Source organism: Micromonospora sp. ATLC16, assembly GCF_057196645.1.
In genome coordinates, this window is record NZ_JBXUOW010000012.1 from 22,795 (window position 1) to 36,320 (window position 13,526).

Genomic DNA, 13,526 nt, shown 5'->3' on the forward strand with positions numbered 1-13,526 from the left:
CTGGTGAACCGCAACGTGCTTTCGCGGCGCGTCCTTGCCGGCGTCGCGCTTGCCGCGCTCGCGCTTACCGGCTGTGGTAGCAATGACAACAGCTCGGAGCCGGGCGGCAGTGGCGGCGATGGCGCCTACGCCGACCTGTCCGGTGAGTTGAAGGCGTCGGGCGCCAGCTTCCCGGACGCCTACTACCAAGAGGTCGTCGAAGCCTTCAAGGCCGAGGCCTCCGACGTGACGGTCACCTACAATGCGACCGGCTCCGGCACCGGCAAGAAGCAGTTCGGTGAGGGTCTGGTCGACTTCGCCGGCACCGACAGCCTGGTGAAGGACACCGACGGCGTGACCGCCGACTCGTTCATGTACGTGCCGACGGTGGCGGCCCCGATCACGGTTTCCTACAACGTCGAGGGCGTCGACAAGCTTCAGCTCAGCCCGGAGACGCTCGCCAAGATCTTCCAGACCGACATCAAGACCTGGGACGACGCGGCCGTCAAGGCCGACAACCCGGGTGTCGAGCTGCCCAACACCCCGATCGTGGTGGCCCACCGCTCGGACGGCTCCGGCACCACCAGCAACTTCACCAAGTACCTCGACGCCGCCGCCGCGGGCACCTGGAAACTGGGCAGCGGTGACACGGTGGCCTGGCCGGCCAGCACCCAGGGCGGCGAGAAGAACACCGGTGTCGCCCAGATCGTCAAGCAGACCAACGGTGCCGTCGGGTACGTCGACCTGAGCGACGCGAAGGCCACCGGTCTGAAGTTCGCCGCCATCAAGAACAAGGACGGCCAGTTCGTCGAGCCGTCGCTGGAGGGCACCACCGCGGGCCTGGAGGGTGCCGAGATCGCCGAGGACCTCAGCTACAACCCGCTCAACGCCGCCGGTGCCTCCGCGTACCCGATCACCGCGCCGACCTTCATCATCGTCAAGACCTCCTACGACGACACGAACAAGGCCGCGCTGGTCAAGGGCTTCCTCACCTACCTGCTCAACGACGGTCAGGATGTGGCCGAGGAGGTCGACTTCGCACCGCTGCCGGCCTCTCTCAAGGAGAAGGCGCTGGCCCAGGTCGAGAAGATCCAGGGCTGATCAAATCAAGATCGCTAGGGCGTTCCGGCTAGGGACGGGATCACGTCGATCCCGTCCCTAGCGGGGTACCTGAGCTGGAGTGAAGATGACCTTGACGAATGACCCTCCCACCGCCAAGCCGACGTTGACCAAGCGCGGCGCCAGCGCCCTCGGCGACCGCGTCTTCTCCTGGTGGACGCTCGGCACCGGCCTGCTGGTGCTGGCCATCCTCGGGCTGATCCTGATCACCACCGTCCGGGAGGCCTGGCCCGCGTTCGACGCGATGGGCCTGCGCTTCATCACCGAACGGGTCTGGGACCCGAACCCGGCCACCGGCGACGCCATCTTCGGCGCGCTGTCGTTCGCGTACGGCACCGCGGTCTCGTCGCTCATCGCGCTGCTGTTCGCGGTGCCGGTGTCGGTCGGCATCGCACTGTTCCTGACCGAGTTGGCGCCGCGTCGGCTGCGTGGCCCGGCGGTCACGGTGATCGACCTGCTGGCCGCCGTGCCGTCGGTGGTCTTCGGCCTCTGGGGAATCCTGGTCGTGGCGCCCGCGCTGGTCCCGATCTACCAGTGGATGCACGACCTCCTCGGTGGCGTTCCGCTGCTCGGCCGCCTCTTCGGGCCGGTGGCCAGCGGACGCAACTTCATGACCGCCGGCCTGATTCTGGCGATCATGGTTACGCCGATCATCACGTCGATCACCCGTGAGGTGTTCAGCACGGTGCCGCGCGCCGACAAGGACGCCGCGCTGGCCCTGGGCGCGACCCGCTGGGAGATGATCCGGGGCGCGGTCTTCCCGCACAGCTTCGGCGGGGTGGTCGGCGCGGTGATGCTCGGCCTGGGCCGGGCCATGGGCGAGACGATCGCGGTCGCGCTGGTCATCGGCGGTGCCACGAACATCACCGCCAACCTGTTCGCCCCCGGCAACTCGATGGCCGCCGTCATCGTGCAGCAGTTCGGCGAGTCCACCGGCACCTTCACCGCCGCGCTGATCGGTCTCGGCGTGGTGCTGTTCGCGATGACGGTGCTGATCAACGTGCTCGCCCAGGTGGTCGTCCGTCGGGCCGAGGCCCGGATGAAGGGAAGCGTCGCGTGACTCTCACCGCACCACCCGCCGCCCGGCCGACCGCCGGCGGGCCCGATCTGACCCGGGCCGCGCTCTCCGGCCGCCGCCGGTTCACCAACCACCTCGCCACGGCGTCGATCTGGGTCGCCGTGCTGCTCGCCGTCATCCCGCTGGCCCTGGTGACCTACACGGTCATCGCCAAGGGCGGTGGGGTGATGAGCCTGTCGTTCCTCAACGAGGACATCCCCAACTCCTACCGCCGTGACGGTGGAGGCATGGGCCCGGCGATCGTCGGCACGCTGCTCATCACCGGGATGGCCGCCCTGATGGCGATCCCGCTCGGCGTCTTCGGCGCGATCTACCTCAACGAGTACGGCAAGCAGCGGCCGTTGGCCCGGGTCATCCGGCTGATGGCCGACGTGATGACCGGCGTGCCGTCGATCGTGATGGGCCTGTTCATCTACATCTCCTGGGTGCTGCTCGTCGGCGAACAGACCGGCTTCGCGGGCGCGTTGGCGCTGGCCTGCCTGATGCTGCCGGTGGTCATCCGCAGCAGCGAGGAGATGCTCCGGCTGGTCCCCGACGAACTGCGGCAGGCCAGCATGGCGCTCGGTGCCCGCAAGTGGAAGACCACGCTGACCGTGGTGCTGCCGGCGGCGATCTCCGGCATCACCAGCGGCTCGCTGCTGGCGGTAGCCCGCGCCGCCGGCGAGACCGCACCGATCATCATCGTCACCGGCATCGTCTTCTCGCCCAACTGGAACCTCTTCGACGGCTCCAACACGGCGCTGCCGGCACAGATCTTCCGTAACGCCAGCCAGCCCTTCCCCGCCGCCCAGGACCGGGCCTGGGGTGCGGCCCTGACGCTCATCGTGATCGTGCTCGGCTTCACGATCATCGCCCGTTTCATCTCCAGCCGGTTCGCCATCAAGGAGCGCTGACATGGCCAGCAACGACACCAACCTCACCACTCGCCCGTCCGTGGCGGTGCACGCTCCCGGCACCACCGTCTCCGGTGCGGACTCCGCCAACGCGTCGGTGATGCAGTTGCGCGACGTGAGCGTCTACTACGGCAGCTACGAAGCAGTCCGCGGCACCACGATGCCGATCCAGCAGAACCAGGTCACCGCGATGATCGGGCCGTCCGGCTGTGGCAAGTCCACGGTGCTGCGGGCGCTCAACCGGATGAACGACCCGATCCCCGGAGCCCGGGTCAGCGGCGACGTCCTGTTCCACGGCCAGGACCTGTACGCCAAGGACGTCGACCCGATCCAGGTGCGCCGCCGCATCGGCATGGTGTTCCAGAAGCCCAACCCGTTCCCCAAGTCCATCTACGACAACGTCGCGTACGGGCTGCGGATCAACGGCATCAAGGGCCGGCTCGACGACCACGTCGAAGAGGCGCTGACCAAGGCCGCGCTCTGGGACGAGGTCAAGGACAAGCTGCGCAAGAGCGCCCTGGCGCTCTCCGGTGGCCAGCAGCAGCGGCTCTGCATCGCCCGGACGATCGCCGTCAAGCCCGAGGTGATCCTGATGGACGAGCCCTGCTCGGCCCTCGACCCGATCGCCACGGCGAAGATCGAGGACCTGATCTTCGAGCTGACGAACGACTACACCATCGTGATCGTCACGCACAACATGCAGCAGGCGGCCCGGGTCAGCCACCACACCGCGTTCTTCACCGCCGAGGTGGACGAGGCGCAGGAGCGGCACGGGCAGCTGGTCGAGTTCAGCCAGACCGGCAAGCTGTTCACCAACCCCGCCGACAAGCGTACGGAGGACTACATCACCGGTCGCTTCGGCTGAGGCCGAACGTGACGGTCGAGGGTGGGTCGCCGTTGGTCAGGGGGACCCACCGGGAGTGGCTGGCTCGTCGTGAGCCCAGCCGCGCCCGGCCGACCGTCGCCGACCTGTAGTGCGGGGGATCGCCCTGCGCGACCGTGGGTGTCGTGGCGGGCCTGAACTGAACCGGAGCCGGTGTGCGATGAACAATCTCGTCGTGGCCACCAGGGGTGACCATCGATCCGACGGGCGTTTCGTGCTGCTCGTGGTGGACGACGAGAGCGTCGGTGACGCGTTGGTCGCCCAACTGGCCGACCACCGGGTACGCGGCCACCATTTCGCGCACGCCGCCGAGGCGCTGCTGGCCGCCGGGGCACTCCAACCGGACGCGGCCGTGGTCGCCGCCGGCCTGTCCACCATGAGCTGCACCGAGCTGGTGCGGCTGCTCGCCCGTCGGGCCGGCATTCCCACGGTGGTCGGGGTGGGGGACGAGGACGGCGGGGTGGCTGCCGCCGCGCTCAAGGTCGGTGCCACGGCCTGCGTACGGCGTCCCTACCGTGCCGAGGAGGTACTGCCGATCCTGCGGGCCATCCGGCCGGAGACCTCCGGCGCGCTCGATCCGCCGATCGAGCTGGGCGGGCTGCGGGTGGATCCGGCGACGTTCGAGGTGAGCCTGGACGGCCGGACGGTGGCCCTGCCGTTGAAGGAGTTCCGACTGCTGTACTTCTTCATGAGCCACGCGGAGCGGACGGTCACCCGCGAGCAACTGCTCGCCGCCGTCTGGGGTGGTATCTCCGACGACACGTCGAACACCCTGACAGTGCACATCAAGCGGCTTCGTCGGCGACTGGCGCTGGACGGCGACCGGGCGCCGATGATCGTGACCGTACGCGGCCTGGGCTATCGGTTCGTACCCGCCCAGGCCACGGCAACGCCGTCGACGTCGTGAACCTGCCGGCGCTGCCGCCGTACCCGCCGTCGGGGACGCCGACGGAGGGGATGGTGCTGGTGGCGGTCCCGCTGGCGTACGTTCCGCACGTGGCCCGTCTGCTGGCCGACCTCGACGCCCGGCACCGGGTGGGGCCGGTGCCCCGTCGGCGAGCCGACCCGATGCCCCGCCCGGCGAAGTCGGACTGGGCGGTCGAGGATCTGCGCCGACTCAGCCAAGGACGCAGCGCCACCCATCGCACGGTCGCCGCCGTGCTGGACGCGCTCGCCGCCGAGCCGGAGCGGCCGTTCACGGTGGACGACCTGGCCGAGGCGACGGGACGGCCGCGCAAGAAGATCGTTGGTGCGATGGCGGGGTTGACCCGGCTGCTCAAGGCCCACTACGACTACGCCGGTCGGGGTTTCCCGTTCGACCGGGTGCCCGGCCGGCCGGAGGCCCCTCGGGAGCTGTGTTACACGGTGGACCGGGTACGCGCCGCGCGTTGGCGGGAGGCACGGCACCGAGGCCCGGAGACAGCCGGGAGGTAAGCGCGCAGCCAGCCAGCAGGTGGACGAGGTCGTCGTCGGGTAGATCCCGGCCGACCGCACGGGACCGACCTGGGCATCCGGGGCCGGCGTTTGTCCGGTGCCGGCGGGGGTAACCAGCGCGCCGTTGACGACAGGAGGGCGCCGTGCGGTTTCCGCTGTTCGTCGCCGCGGTGTCCCGGCGATCCGGGTTGGCGCCCGAACCCGCGGCCAGCGTCGCGCGCGCGGTCCTGCAGACCGTCGTGGAGCGGATGACCGGCTCGCCGTCGACGGACCCGACCGGGTATCTGCCGGCCGAGCTGACCGACGCGGGGTCGCCGGGCGGGCCGGCGGACTTCCTCCGCCGGGTCGGTGAGCGGGCCGGAGTCGACGAGGGCACGGCGGCTGCCGGGGCTGCGGCCGTGTTCGCCACCCTGCGCGAGACGGTGACCGTCGGCGAGTTCCAGGAGATGGTGGGACGGCTGCACACCGCCGGCGGTGGCAGCGACCCGATCGTCGGATGAGGCCCCGGCCGTCGCGCGGCTCAGGGCACACTCCCTGCCGTCCGGGGGACCGGTGGCAGCGGATAGGCTGCCGCCGTGGCAGGTCTGTTCAGGAGCATGGCGTCCCGTGTCGGCGCGGTCATCCCGAGGCCGCGCGCGGCCGGTCCGTCCGCGGCCAGGCTCGCGCGGCCGCGCCAGGTCAGCGCGTTGCAGCGCCGCGAGTTGTCGTACGCCCCGGAGCCCGATGGCCAGGCCGATCCGGGGGAGATCGTCTGGACCTGGGTGTCCTACGAGGATGACCCTCGGCAGGGCAAGGACCGGCCGGTGCTGGTGGTGGGCCGGCACAGCCGGACGCTGTTCGGGCTGATGCTCTCCAGCCAGCAGGACCGACACGGTGACCGGCACTGGCTGGCACTCGGGCCGGGCGACTGGGACCGTGAGCGGCGGCCGAGCTGGGTGCGCCTGGACCGGGTGCTGACCATGCGGGAGGACAGCATCCGGCGCGAGGGCGCGGTGCTGGACCGGCCCCGGTTCGACCGGGTGGGCCAGGCCCTGCGCGCCGGGTACGGCTGGCGCTGACCGTCCGACTCGCCGCGGAGCCGGTGGCGTCGGTCCGACCGCTGGCCCGGGCCGGGCCCGGTCGGTGGCCTCAGCCGGGCCGCTGGGCCGGGCCGACCGCGGCGTCGAGGGCGTCCGACGGTGGGTACGGCTGTTCGGCGAGCAACCGTGCCAGGTGGGCGCTGTTGAGCGCCAGCGCCTTCGTGGCCCGACCGGTGGTGTCGGGCTTGGGGCGCGCGTCGATGTAGTCGGTCTTGTGCAGGGCCTCGCCGACCCAGTACGTCGCGCCCGCCGCTGGGCAGGTGAAGCCGACCTCGTTGAGCGCCTGCTGCACCTGCCCGATCGTGTGGTGCGCGCCGTCCTCGTTGCCGACCACCGCCACGCCGCCGACCTTGCCGTAGGTGACCAGCCGGCCCTGGTCGTCGGTCTCGCTGAGCTCGGCGTCGAGCCGTTCCAGGACCATCTTGCACACGCTCGAGGGCTGGCCGAGCCAGATCGGCGTGGCGATCACGAAGATCTGCGCGGCCATCAGCTTCGCCCGGATCTGCGGCCAGGCGTCGCCATCCCCCTCGTCGGTGGAGACACCGAAGCGGACGTCGTGGTCCACCACCCGAATCAGTTCGCCTGTGACTCCCTGCTCGCCGAGAGCGTCGAGCACCTCCCGGCCCAGCACCTCGGAGCTGGACCGGGCGGGGGAGCGTTTGAGGGTGCAGTTGAGGACCAATGCCCGGATGTCCGCCACGATGTTCCCTCCGCCGTACGGGCCTGATTCCGGTGGAGTACCCACCTGTAGACCGGTGACGCACGGTCCGGCGCTGCGACCGGGGGGGGGTCAGCACTCGGCGAGGTACGCGGTGTCGCGCAGGGCCCGACCCGGTCGGCCGCTGCCGAGCGCCTTGGCCTCGTACATCGCCGCGTCGGCGCGGTTGAGCGCCTCGCTGAGCTGACTGTCCTGCACGGGTGCCAGACCGACCGAGGCGGTCACCCGGAGGGTTACGGCGCCCATCGGGATCGGCGCGGCCAGTATGTCGTACAGCCGCCGGGTCGCGTGGTCGATCCACCGCCGGTCGAGGGTCGGGCTGGTCAGCAGCCCGGCGAACTCGTCACCGCCGAGGCGGGTCACCAGGTTGTCGCCGGCGAAGCTGGCCAGCCGCTCAGCGACGCTGACCAGCACCTGATCGCCTGCGGCATGTCCGTACCGGTCGTTGATCTGTTTGAAGTCGTCGAGATCGAGGACCACGGCGATCAGGTGGCAGCCGGAACGGTCGGTGAGCAGCGTCGTGGCGAGGCGGAAGAAGGCCCGCCGGTTCGGTAGGCCGGTCAGCGGATCGTGGCTGGCGGCGTGCCGCTCGGCGGTGAGTTCCGCCTGGAGACGCCCGATCTCCGCCTCGGCCCGCACGGCCCGGCGTCCCAACTGCCAGGAGGAGAGCAGTGCTCCTGCGGCGCAGATGCCGGACGCGACGGTCAGCGGATCCGGCACCACCATCTCCCTTCTCCGCGACACACGCCCGCACACGGATCGGCGGACGCTGCCAGACACCTCGTTTCCCCTGATGGTTGTCAGGTTCGCGGGACAGAACGTGAGCAGGTAGGCATCACGCACGTGCGTTATCATCCCCGGTGTCCATTGCAGATGCAATAGCAGATGCACGTGCATAACGAGCCGACATCCGTCAAGCCGCTACCGCTCCTCCCACGGCACCGGCGCCAATCGGAGAGAACAGAAGCCCCTCATGCAGCAGCCGCCCAACGGTGTTTCCGTCAACCATTTGCCTCCCCTCGCCTGGCAGAAGAGTCGGCGCAGCAATCCCAGTGGGAACTGTGTCGAACTGGCGGAGTTGCCCGGTGGGGCGGGCATTGCCCTGCGTAACTCCCGGCACCCTGAAGGACCCGCGCTGATCTACACGGTGGACGAGATCGCCGCGTTCGTGCTCGGTGCCCGGGACGGTGACTTCGATCACCTGATCGGCTGACCCCGCATCCCATCGACGGGATTTTTCTCGCACGGGATGGGCGGTTCACCTCACTGACGGTTCATGGCATGCTTACACGTCGGTCGAGTAGGTCAACCGGTTCGGCCGCTGACAGCATGCGGAGGACGGTAGGTGACCATGGTTTCCGCCGAGGAGGGCCCGGCGGCCGGCCCGACCGTGCTGCGGATGCTGCTGGGTGCACAACTGCGCCGGCTGCGGGAGTCGCGGGGAGTCACCCGGGAGAGCGCCGGCTGGGAGATTCGATCCTCCGAGTCCAAGATCAGCCGGATGGAGTTGGGTCGGGTCGGCTTCAAGGAGCGCGACGTCGCCGATCTGCTCACCCTCTACGGTGTCACCGCCGAGCAGGAGCGCACTGCGTTGCTCAAGCTGGCCAGGGACGCGAACAACCCGGGCTGGTGGCACCGGTACGGCGACGTCCTGCCGTCGTGGTTCCAGTCCTACCTCGGCCTGGAGGCGGCGGCCGCCCTCATCCGCAGCTACGAGGTCCAGTTCGTCCCGGGTCTGTTGCAGACCCCGGAGTACGCCCGAGCCGTGGTGCTGCTCGGCCACAGCACAGCCGGTCCCGACGAGATCGACCGCCGGGTGGATCTGCGGATGCGTCGGCAGGAACTGTTGTCCCGGCCGCGCCCACCGCGTCTGTGGGCGGTCGTCGACGAGGCGGCGCTGCGCCGACCGATCGGTGGTCCCCAGGTGATGCGCGGTCAACTGGAGGCGCTGCTCAAGGCGACGCGTACGCCGAATGTGCGGCTCCAGGTGATCCCGTTCGCCGCCGGTGGGCACGCCGCTGCTGGCGGCGCCTTCACGATCCTGCGCTTCGGTGATCAGGATCTGCCCGACATCGTGTACATCGAGCAGCTGACCAGCGCCATCTACCTGGACAAGCGCGAGGACCTCGACTTCTACGCGGTGGCCATGGAACGCCTCTGTGTCGAGGCCGAGCCACCGGAGCGTACGCCCGAGATCCTTGAGCGAATGATCGCCGACCTCGACCCCAGCTGACTTTCCCCACCTCCCAACCCTCATCCCGCGGCGCGCATACCCCCACCGGGGCGACAAGACGCGCGCCAGCCCAGCGGAGTGGGGAAGGGTTGACGGGGGCGGGTCGTCGGGTTAGTGTCTGGATCGATCCAGTTGCTGGATCGATCCAGAACGGAGTGTGCGGATGAAGCCGACCTTGCGGGCCGTGGCCGAGGCCGTCGGTGTCTCGCGCAGCACCGTCTCCAACGCCTACGGCCGCCCGGACCAGCTCTCACCGCAGTTGCGCCAACGCATCCTGGAAACCGCGCGGGAGATGGGTTACCCCGGGCCCGACCCGACCGCGCGCTCGTTGCGGCGGGGATTCGTCGGTGCCATCGGGGTGCTGTTCACCTCCCGGCTGTCGTACGCGTTCACCGACCCCTTCGCCGTCCGGTTCCTGACCGGCGTCGCCGAGGCGGCCGAACGCCACGACAGCAACCTGCTGCTGATACCGCTGCCCGACGACGCGGCCGGCGCGCGTACGGCGGTGGAGAACGCCGCCGTCGACGGGTTCTGCGTCTACTGTGCCGGTGACGAGGAGGGCATCCTCGACACGATTCGCGGCCGTGGCCTGCCCTTCGTCACCACCTCGTCGCGGCCCCGGGCCGGGGACCTCTGGGTCGGCATCGACGAGCGCGCCGCCGCCCGGTCCGCCGCGGCACACCTGACCGCGCTCGGCCACCGCCGGGTCGCCCTGCTCGGCGACGACGTGCTGCCCGGCGCACCGGCCGGGCCGCTGCGGGTCGCCGACGTGGCCGACGTGCCGCACCCCACCACCCGGGACCGGCTGGCCGGCTTCGCCGAGGCGTTCGCGGCGGTCGGCGTCGCCTGGCCCGACCTGACCGTGCTCTCCGCGACCGACAACACCCGCGCCGCTGGCGCCGACGCAGTCAGCGCGCTGGCGCAGTTGCCCGAACCGCCCACCGCGGTGCTGGCCTGCTCCGACGTGCTCGCCCTCGGTGCGCTCGACGTCCTGCGTGCCGACGGCGAGCGGGGGCGGCGAGTCTCCGTGACCGGCTTCGACGACGTCGCCGAGGCCGCTCCGGCCGGCCTGACCACCGTCCGCCAACCCGGTGATGCGAAGGGCCGAAGCGCCGCCACGCTGCTGCTCGACCCGCCCGCTGACGCCGCCGCGGGCCAGATTCTGCTACCCACCACGCTCGTCGTCCGGAGCAGCTCCGGACCTGCCCCGAGGAGTTGACCATGGAACAGTCCACCGGCTTCGTGATGGCCGTCGACGCGGTGAACCGTCATGTCATGTCCGCCCGGCCGGACGCACCGGTCCGGCCCGACGTACCCCGGCCGGCGCGGCTGGTGGCCACCCGCCGGCTCGCCGCCGGGGCGCTGCGCCGACTCGCCGACCGCATCCAGCCGTGTCCCGTGCCCGCCCGGCCCGCCTGCCGTACGTAGGGCGGGAACGATGCCCCTGGCCGGACCGGCCGGGCGTCGAGGCTCGTCGGCGGGCGGTTGCCCGAGTCTGCGCCTACCCGGCCCACTCGCCGCACGATCGGTCCGCGACCCGGGCGGGTGGTGCGCCGGGTGGTGCAGCAGGCAGACTGGGGGCCCATGTCGCCGTTCACCCCCAGCCTGCGGTTGCACGACCGCTACGTGCTGCACGATCGCATCGGCCTCGGCGGAATGTCCGAGGTGTGGCGCGCCGACGACGAGGTCCTGGGTCGGTCGGTCGCGGTGAAGGTCCTCGCCGGGATGTTCGCGGTCGACCCGGACCTACGGGCCACCCTCCGGCGGGAGGCCCGCGCGGCGGCACGCCTGGCCCACCCGCACGTCACGCAGGTGTACGACTACGGCGAGGCGGCGCTGACCGACGGCAGTGTCGTGCCGTACCTGGTAATGGAGTTGGTCGACGGGCGGAATCTCGCCGACCGGCTGGCCGACGGGCCGCTGCCCTGGCGGCCGGCCCTGCGGATGGCCGCGGAGGTGGCCGCCGCCCTGGCCGCCGCGCACCGTCTGGGCGTGGTGCACCGCGACATCAAGCCGGGCAACGTCATGCTCACCGACAACGGTGCCAAGGTGCTCGACTTCGGTATCGCCGCGCTCGCCGGTGCGCCGTCGCCCGGCGCCCGCCCGGCGGGCGGCCCTCTGATGGGTACTCCCGCCTACCTAGCGCCGGAACGGTTGAGCGCCGACCCGCCCCATCCGGCCAGCGACGTGTACGCCCTCGGCGCATTGCTGTACCGCACCCTCACCGGTGACGTCCCGCTGCCCGTGCGTAGCTGGCCGGACGCGGTCAGGGTGCACGCCAACCGGCCGGCCGTCGCACCCCCGCGGGTGCCGGGCCTGCCGGCCGACCTCGCCGATCTGGTGCTGGCCTGCCTCGACCCCGATCCGGAACGCCGCCCCACGGCCGGCCGACTGGCCACCCGGTTCCGCGCCGGTGCCGTCGGGGTGGCGGCGGCCACGGTCGACGCACCGGCGGCCGACGGGCAGCAGACGCCGGAGACCCGGCCGGTGCGTCACCATCCACCGACCCTGATCGAGCCGACGATCCGGCCCGAGACCGTGTCCGGCGTCGCCCCACGATCCGCGACGCGCGGAGCACCGCTTGGCCGTGGCCGACCCCGGCCGGCACCCGGACGGCCGCCGGGCCGACGGGGGCAGAGCGGCCCGCCGATGGGTGCGCTGGTCACGTTCGCGCTGGTCCTGCTCCTGGGGATGGGCGTGGCCCTCGTCCTCGGCGACCGCGGCGACGGGCAGCCGACGGCGAGTCCCACCACGCCGCCGGCCGCCCCACCGACCTCCTCCGCGCCCGCCTCATCACGACCCACCGCCAGCTCGCCGGCCAACCGGCCGGAGCCGGTGAGCCTGCGACGGGCAGCGGTCGAACTCATCGCGTCGCTCACCGAGGCACAGCTCACCGGAGAGATCGACCGCAAGGCCGCCGACCGGCTGCGTAAAGAGCTGACCGAGCTGGCCGGCGGCCGGCCGAAGGAGCAGGAAAAGCGGCTAAAGGATCTGCGGAAGCGTCTCGACGACGAGGTGGACCGCGGCCGCGTCCCGGCTGACTTCGCCGACCGGGTGGACGACGTACTGGACCGGTTCGAGGCGAACCTGCCGGAGGACTGAGCCCCGACCGGCACCGCCGATCAGCCAGGATCAGGTCAGGGTCGTCCGCACGAACTCACCGGGTGCGGTCCCGGCACGGGCGAGGACGGAACCGTCCGGCGCCCAGATCGCCGACCGTCCGGCCGTCTCGGTGAAGCCGCCACCGGTGGAGCCGGCGAAGCTGGCGGCCGCGACCACGACCCGGTGGGTCGTGCAGATCCGCGCCGCCCGCTGGTCCGGCACGTGCGCCTCGGCTGCGGCGTCGACGATCGAGGCCGCGTACACGTCGACGCCGGCAGCGCAGGTGCGTGCCGCGTGTGCCACGACCCCGGTGTCCTTGCAGATCGCCAGGCCGATGCGCCAGCCGTCGACGTCCAGCACGACCGGTGCCGGTCCGGGGCGGAACCGGCGGGCCTCGACATCGTCGAGCCACATCTTGCGGTACGCCACGCGGGCCCCGACGCCGTCCACGGCGAGGGTGGCGATGTGCTCTCCGGCCACCGGTGCGCCGACCAGCGCGAGCGTCCCCGTCGCCGCACACGCGGCGACCAGCGGCGCGAGCCGGGGGTCCGACGGGTCGACCGGTGTGGCGTCGAGTTCGTAACCGGTCAGCGACAGCTCCGGGAAGATCACCACCCGGGCCGCGGCGGTACGGACCATCGCCGCGTGCGTCGACACGTTGGTGTCGACGTCGTACGAAACGCACCGGGGCTGAGCGACGGCGATGGTCAGTGGCGGGCGCGACACCAGCGCAGTATAGGCTCGCGCATCCGGCTTCGGCCGTGCCGGCTGCTTCGGGAGATGTCGGGTGGAGGTGGCCTGCCGGGGTGGCACGGGGCGGACCGGCGCCGCCTTGGCGGCGCTGGCCATCCTCGACGGGTTGCCTGCCGAGGATGCGGTCGACTGGGTACGGGCCGCCTACCGGCCGGGCGCGGTCGAGACGCCCTGGCAGCGGCGCTGGCTGCGCCGGCTCTCCGCGGCGTAACGGGACCGACCGCCGCTGTGCTGGTCGGTCCGGCGGGATGCGCA

16 protein-coding genes and 1 pseudogene are annotated in these 13,526 nt (G+C 71.4%); 14 read left to right on the plus strand and 3 right to left on the minus strand.

Annotation, left to right across the window (positions count from 1 at the left end; translation table 11 throughout):
• Positions 1-3: 3 nt before the first annotated feature.
• The 8 genes from pstS (at position 4) to AC2CHE_RS07590 (ending at position 6,444) form a co-directional block, all read left to right on the plus strand.
• Positions 4-1,080: a phosphate ABC transporter substrate-binding protein PstS gene (pstS, locus tag AC2CHE_RS07555; protein ID WP_484504169.1), complete on the plus strand. Its 1,077-nt coding sequence runs from the start codon at positions 4-6 to the stop codon at positions 1,078-1,080.
• Between the two features lie 85 nt (positions 1,081-1,165).
• Positions 1,166-2,158, plus strand: a complete 993-nt coding sequence (pstC, locus tag AC2CHE_RS07560) for a phosphate ABC transporter permease subunit PstC (RefSeq protein ID WP_484504170.1) — start codon at positions 1,166-1,168, stop codon at positions 2,156-2,158.
• Entirely contained in the window at positions 2,155-3,069 is a 915-nt protein-coding gene (gene pstA / locus AC2CHE_RS07565; protein ID WP_484504171.1) for a phosphate ABC transporter permease PstA, read from the plus strand. The genes pstC and pstA overlap by 4 nt, the downstream gene beginning before the upstream one ends.
• Before the next feature lies 1 nt (position 3,070).
• The gene (gene pstB / locus AC2CHE_RS07570; RefSeq protein WP_484504172.1) at positions 3,071-3,934 is read left to right on the plus strand and encodes a phosphate ABC transporter ATP-binding protein PstB; all 864 of its coding nucleotides are present in this window, start codon (positions 3,071-3,073) and stop codon (positions 3,932-3,934) included.
• 178 nt (positions 3,935-4,112) lie between these two features.
• Positions 4,113-4,859: a winged helix-turn-helix transcriptional regulator gene (locus AC2CHE_RS07575; RefSeq protein WP_484504173.1), complete on the plus strand. Its 747-nt coding sequence runs from the start codon at positions 4,113-4,115 to the stop codon at positions 4,857-4,859.
• Positions 4,856-5,386 carry a hypothetical protein gene (locus AC2CHE_RS07580; protein ID WP_484504174.1) on the plus strand — a complete coding sequence of 177 codons (531 nt, stop codon included), beginning with the start codon at positions 4,856-4,858 and terminating at the stop codon, positions 5,384-5,386. Before AC2CHE_RS07575 ends, AC2CHE_RS07580 begins: the two co-directional genes overlap by 4 nt.
• Before the next feature lie 143 nt (positions 5,387-5,529).
• A complete protein-coding gene (locus tag AC2CHE_RS07585) occupies positions 5,530-5,886 on the plus strand; it encodes a DUF2267 domain-containing protein (RefSeq protein WP_484504175.1) in 357 nt (118 codons plus the stop codon).
• A gap of 75 nt (positions 5,887-5,961) precedes the next feature.
• Entirely contained in the window at positions 5,962-6,444 is a 483-nt protein-coding gene (locus tag AC2CHE_RS07590) for a type II toxin-antitoxin system PemK/MazF family toxin (protein WP_484504176.1), read from the plus strand.
• A 70-nt stretch (positions 6,445-6,514) separates the two neighbouring features.
• On the opposite strand, the gene AC2CHE_RS07595 is transcribed toward AC2CHE_RS07590, so the two are convergent.
• Positions 6,515-7,165 (minus strand): flavodoxin family protein, encoded by a 651-nt coding sequence (locus AC2CHE_RS07595; protein WP_484504177.1) that lies wholly within the window; start codon positions 7,163-7,165, stop codon positions 6,515-6,517.
• Between the two features lie 90 nt (positions 7,166-7,255).
• A complete protein-coding gene (locus AC2CHE_RS07600) occupies positions 7,256-7,903 on the minus strand; it encodes a GGDEF domain-containing protein (RefSeq protein ID WP_484504178.1) in 648 nt (215 codons plus the stop codon).
• Positions 7,904-8,156: 253 nt separating this feature from the next.
• Here AC2CHE_RS07600 and AC2CHE_RS07605 point away from each other — a divergent pair, with 253 nt between their 5' ends.
• The 5 genes from AC2CHE_RS07605 (at position 8,157) to AC2CHE_RS07625 (ending at position 12,518) form a co-directional block, all read left to right on the plus strand.
• On the plus strand, positions 8,157-8,396 hold the full coding sequence (locus tag AC2CHE_RS07605) for a DUF397 domain-containing protein (protein WP_281562770.1): 240 nt from the start codon (positions 8,157-8,159) through the stop codon (positions 8,394-8,396).
• A gap of 138 nt (positions 8,397-8,534) precedes the next feature.
• Positions 8,535-9,416, plus strand: a complete 882-nt coding sequence (locus AC2CHE_RS07610) for a helix-turn-helix domain-containing protein (RefSeq protein WP_484504234.1) — start codon at positions 8,535-8,537, stop codon at positions 9,414-9,416.
• 163 nt (positions 9,417-9,579) lie between these two features.
• Positions 9,580-10,635: a LacI family DNA-binding transcriptional regulator gene (locus tag AC2CHE_RS07615; protein WP_484504179.1), complete on the plus strand. Its 1,056-nt coding sequence runs from the start codon at positions 9,580-9,582 to the stop codon at positions 10,633-10,635.
• Between the two features lie 2 nt (positions 10,636-10,637).
• Positions 10,638-10,844, plus strand: coding sequence for a hypothetical protein (locus AC2CHE_RS07620; protein WP_484504180.1), 207 nt, complete (start codon positions 10,638-10,640; stop codon positions 10,842-10,844).
• Positions 10,845-11,000: 156 nt separating this feature from the next.
• A complete protein-coding gene (locus AC2CHE_RS07625) occupies positions 11,001-12,518 on the plus strand; it encodes a serine/threonine-protein kinase (protein WP_484504181.1) in 1,518 nt (505 codons plus the stop codon).
• Between the two features lie 30 nt (positions 12,519-12,548).
• Here the strand turns inward: AC2CHE_RS07625 and AC2CHE_RS07630 are convergent, their stop codons facing one another.
• Positions 12,549-13,244 (minus strand): carbon-nitrogen hydrolase family protein, encoded by a 696-nt coding sequence (locus tag AC2CHE_RS07630; protein ID WP_484504182.1) that lies wholly within the window; start codon positions 13,242-13,244, stop codon positions 12,549-12,551.
• Between the two features lie 58 nt (positions 13,245-13,302).
• Here AC2CHE_RS07630 and AC2CHE_RS07635 point away from each other — a divergent pair.
• Positions 13,303-13,482 (plus strand): annotated as a pseudogene (locus AC2CHE_RS07635) (protein-tyrosine phosphatase family protein); the annotation flags it as partial.
• Positions 13,483-13,526: the final 44 nt, after the last annotated feature.

Coding starts and splice junctions, on each gene's coding strand:
- pstC (WP_484504170.1), top strand. CDS start 1,166: ATGACCTTGACGAATGACCCTCCCACCGCCAAGCCGACGTTGACCAAG.
- pstB (WP_484504172.1), top strand. CDS start 3,071: ATGGCCAGCAACGACACCAACCTCACCACTCGCCCGTCCGTGGCGGTG.
- AC2CHE_RS07575 (WP_484504173.1), top strand. CDS start 4,113: ATGAACAATCTCGTCGTGGCCACCAGGGGTGACCATCGATCCGACGGG.
- AC2CHE_RS07605 (WP_281562770.1), top strand. CDS start 8,157: ATGCAGCAGCCGCCCAACGGTGTTTCCGTCAACCATTTGCCTCCCCTC.
- AC2CHE_RS07610 (WP_484504234.1), top strand. CDS start 8,535: ATGGTTTCCGCCGAGGAGGGCCCGGCGGCCGGCCCGACCGTGCTGCGG.
- AC2CHE_RS07615 (WP_484504179.1), top strand. CDS start 9,580: ATGAAGCCGACCTTGCGGGCCGTGGCCGAGGCCGTCGGTGTCTCGCGC.
- AC2CHE_RS07620 (WP_484504180.1), top strand. CDS start 10,638: ATGGAACAGTCCACCGGCTTCGTGATGGCCGTCGACGCGGTGAACCGT.
- AC2CHE_RS07625 (WP_484504181.1), top strand. CDS start 11,001: ATGTCGCCGTTCACCCCCAGCCTGCGGTTGCACGACCGCTACGTGCTG.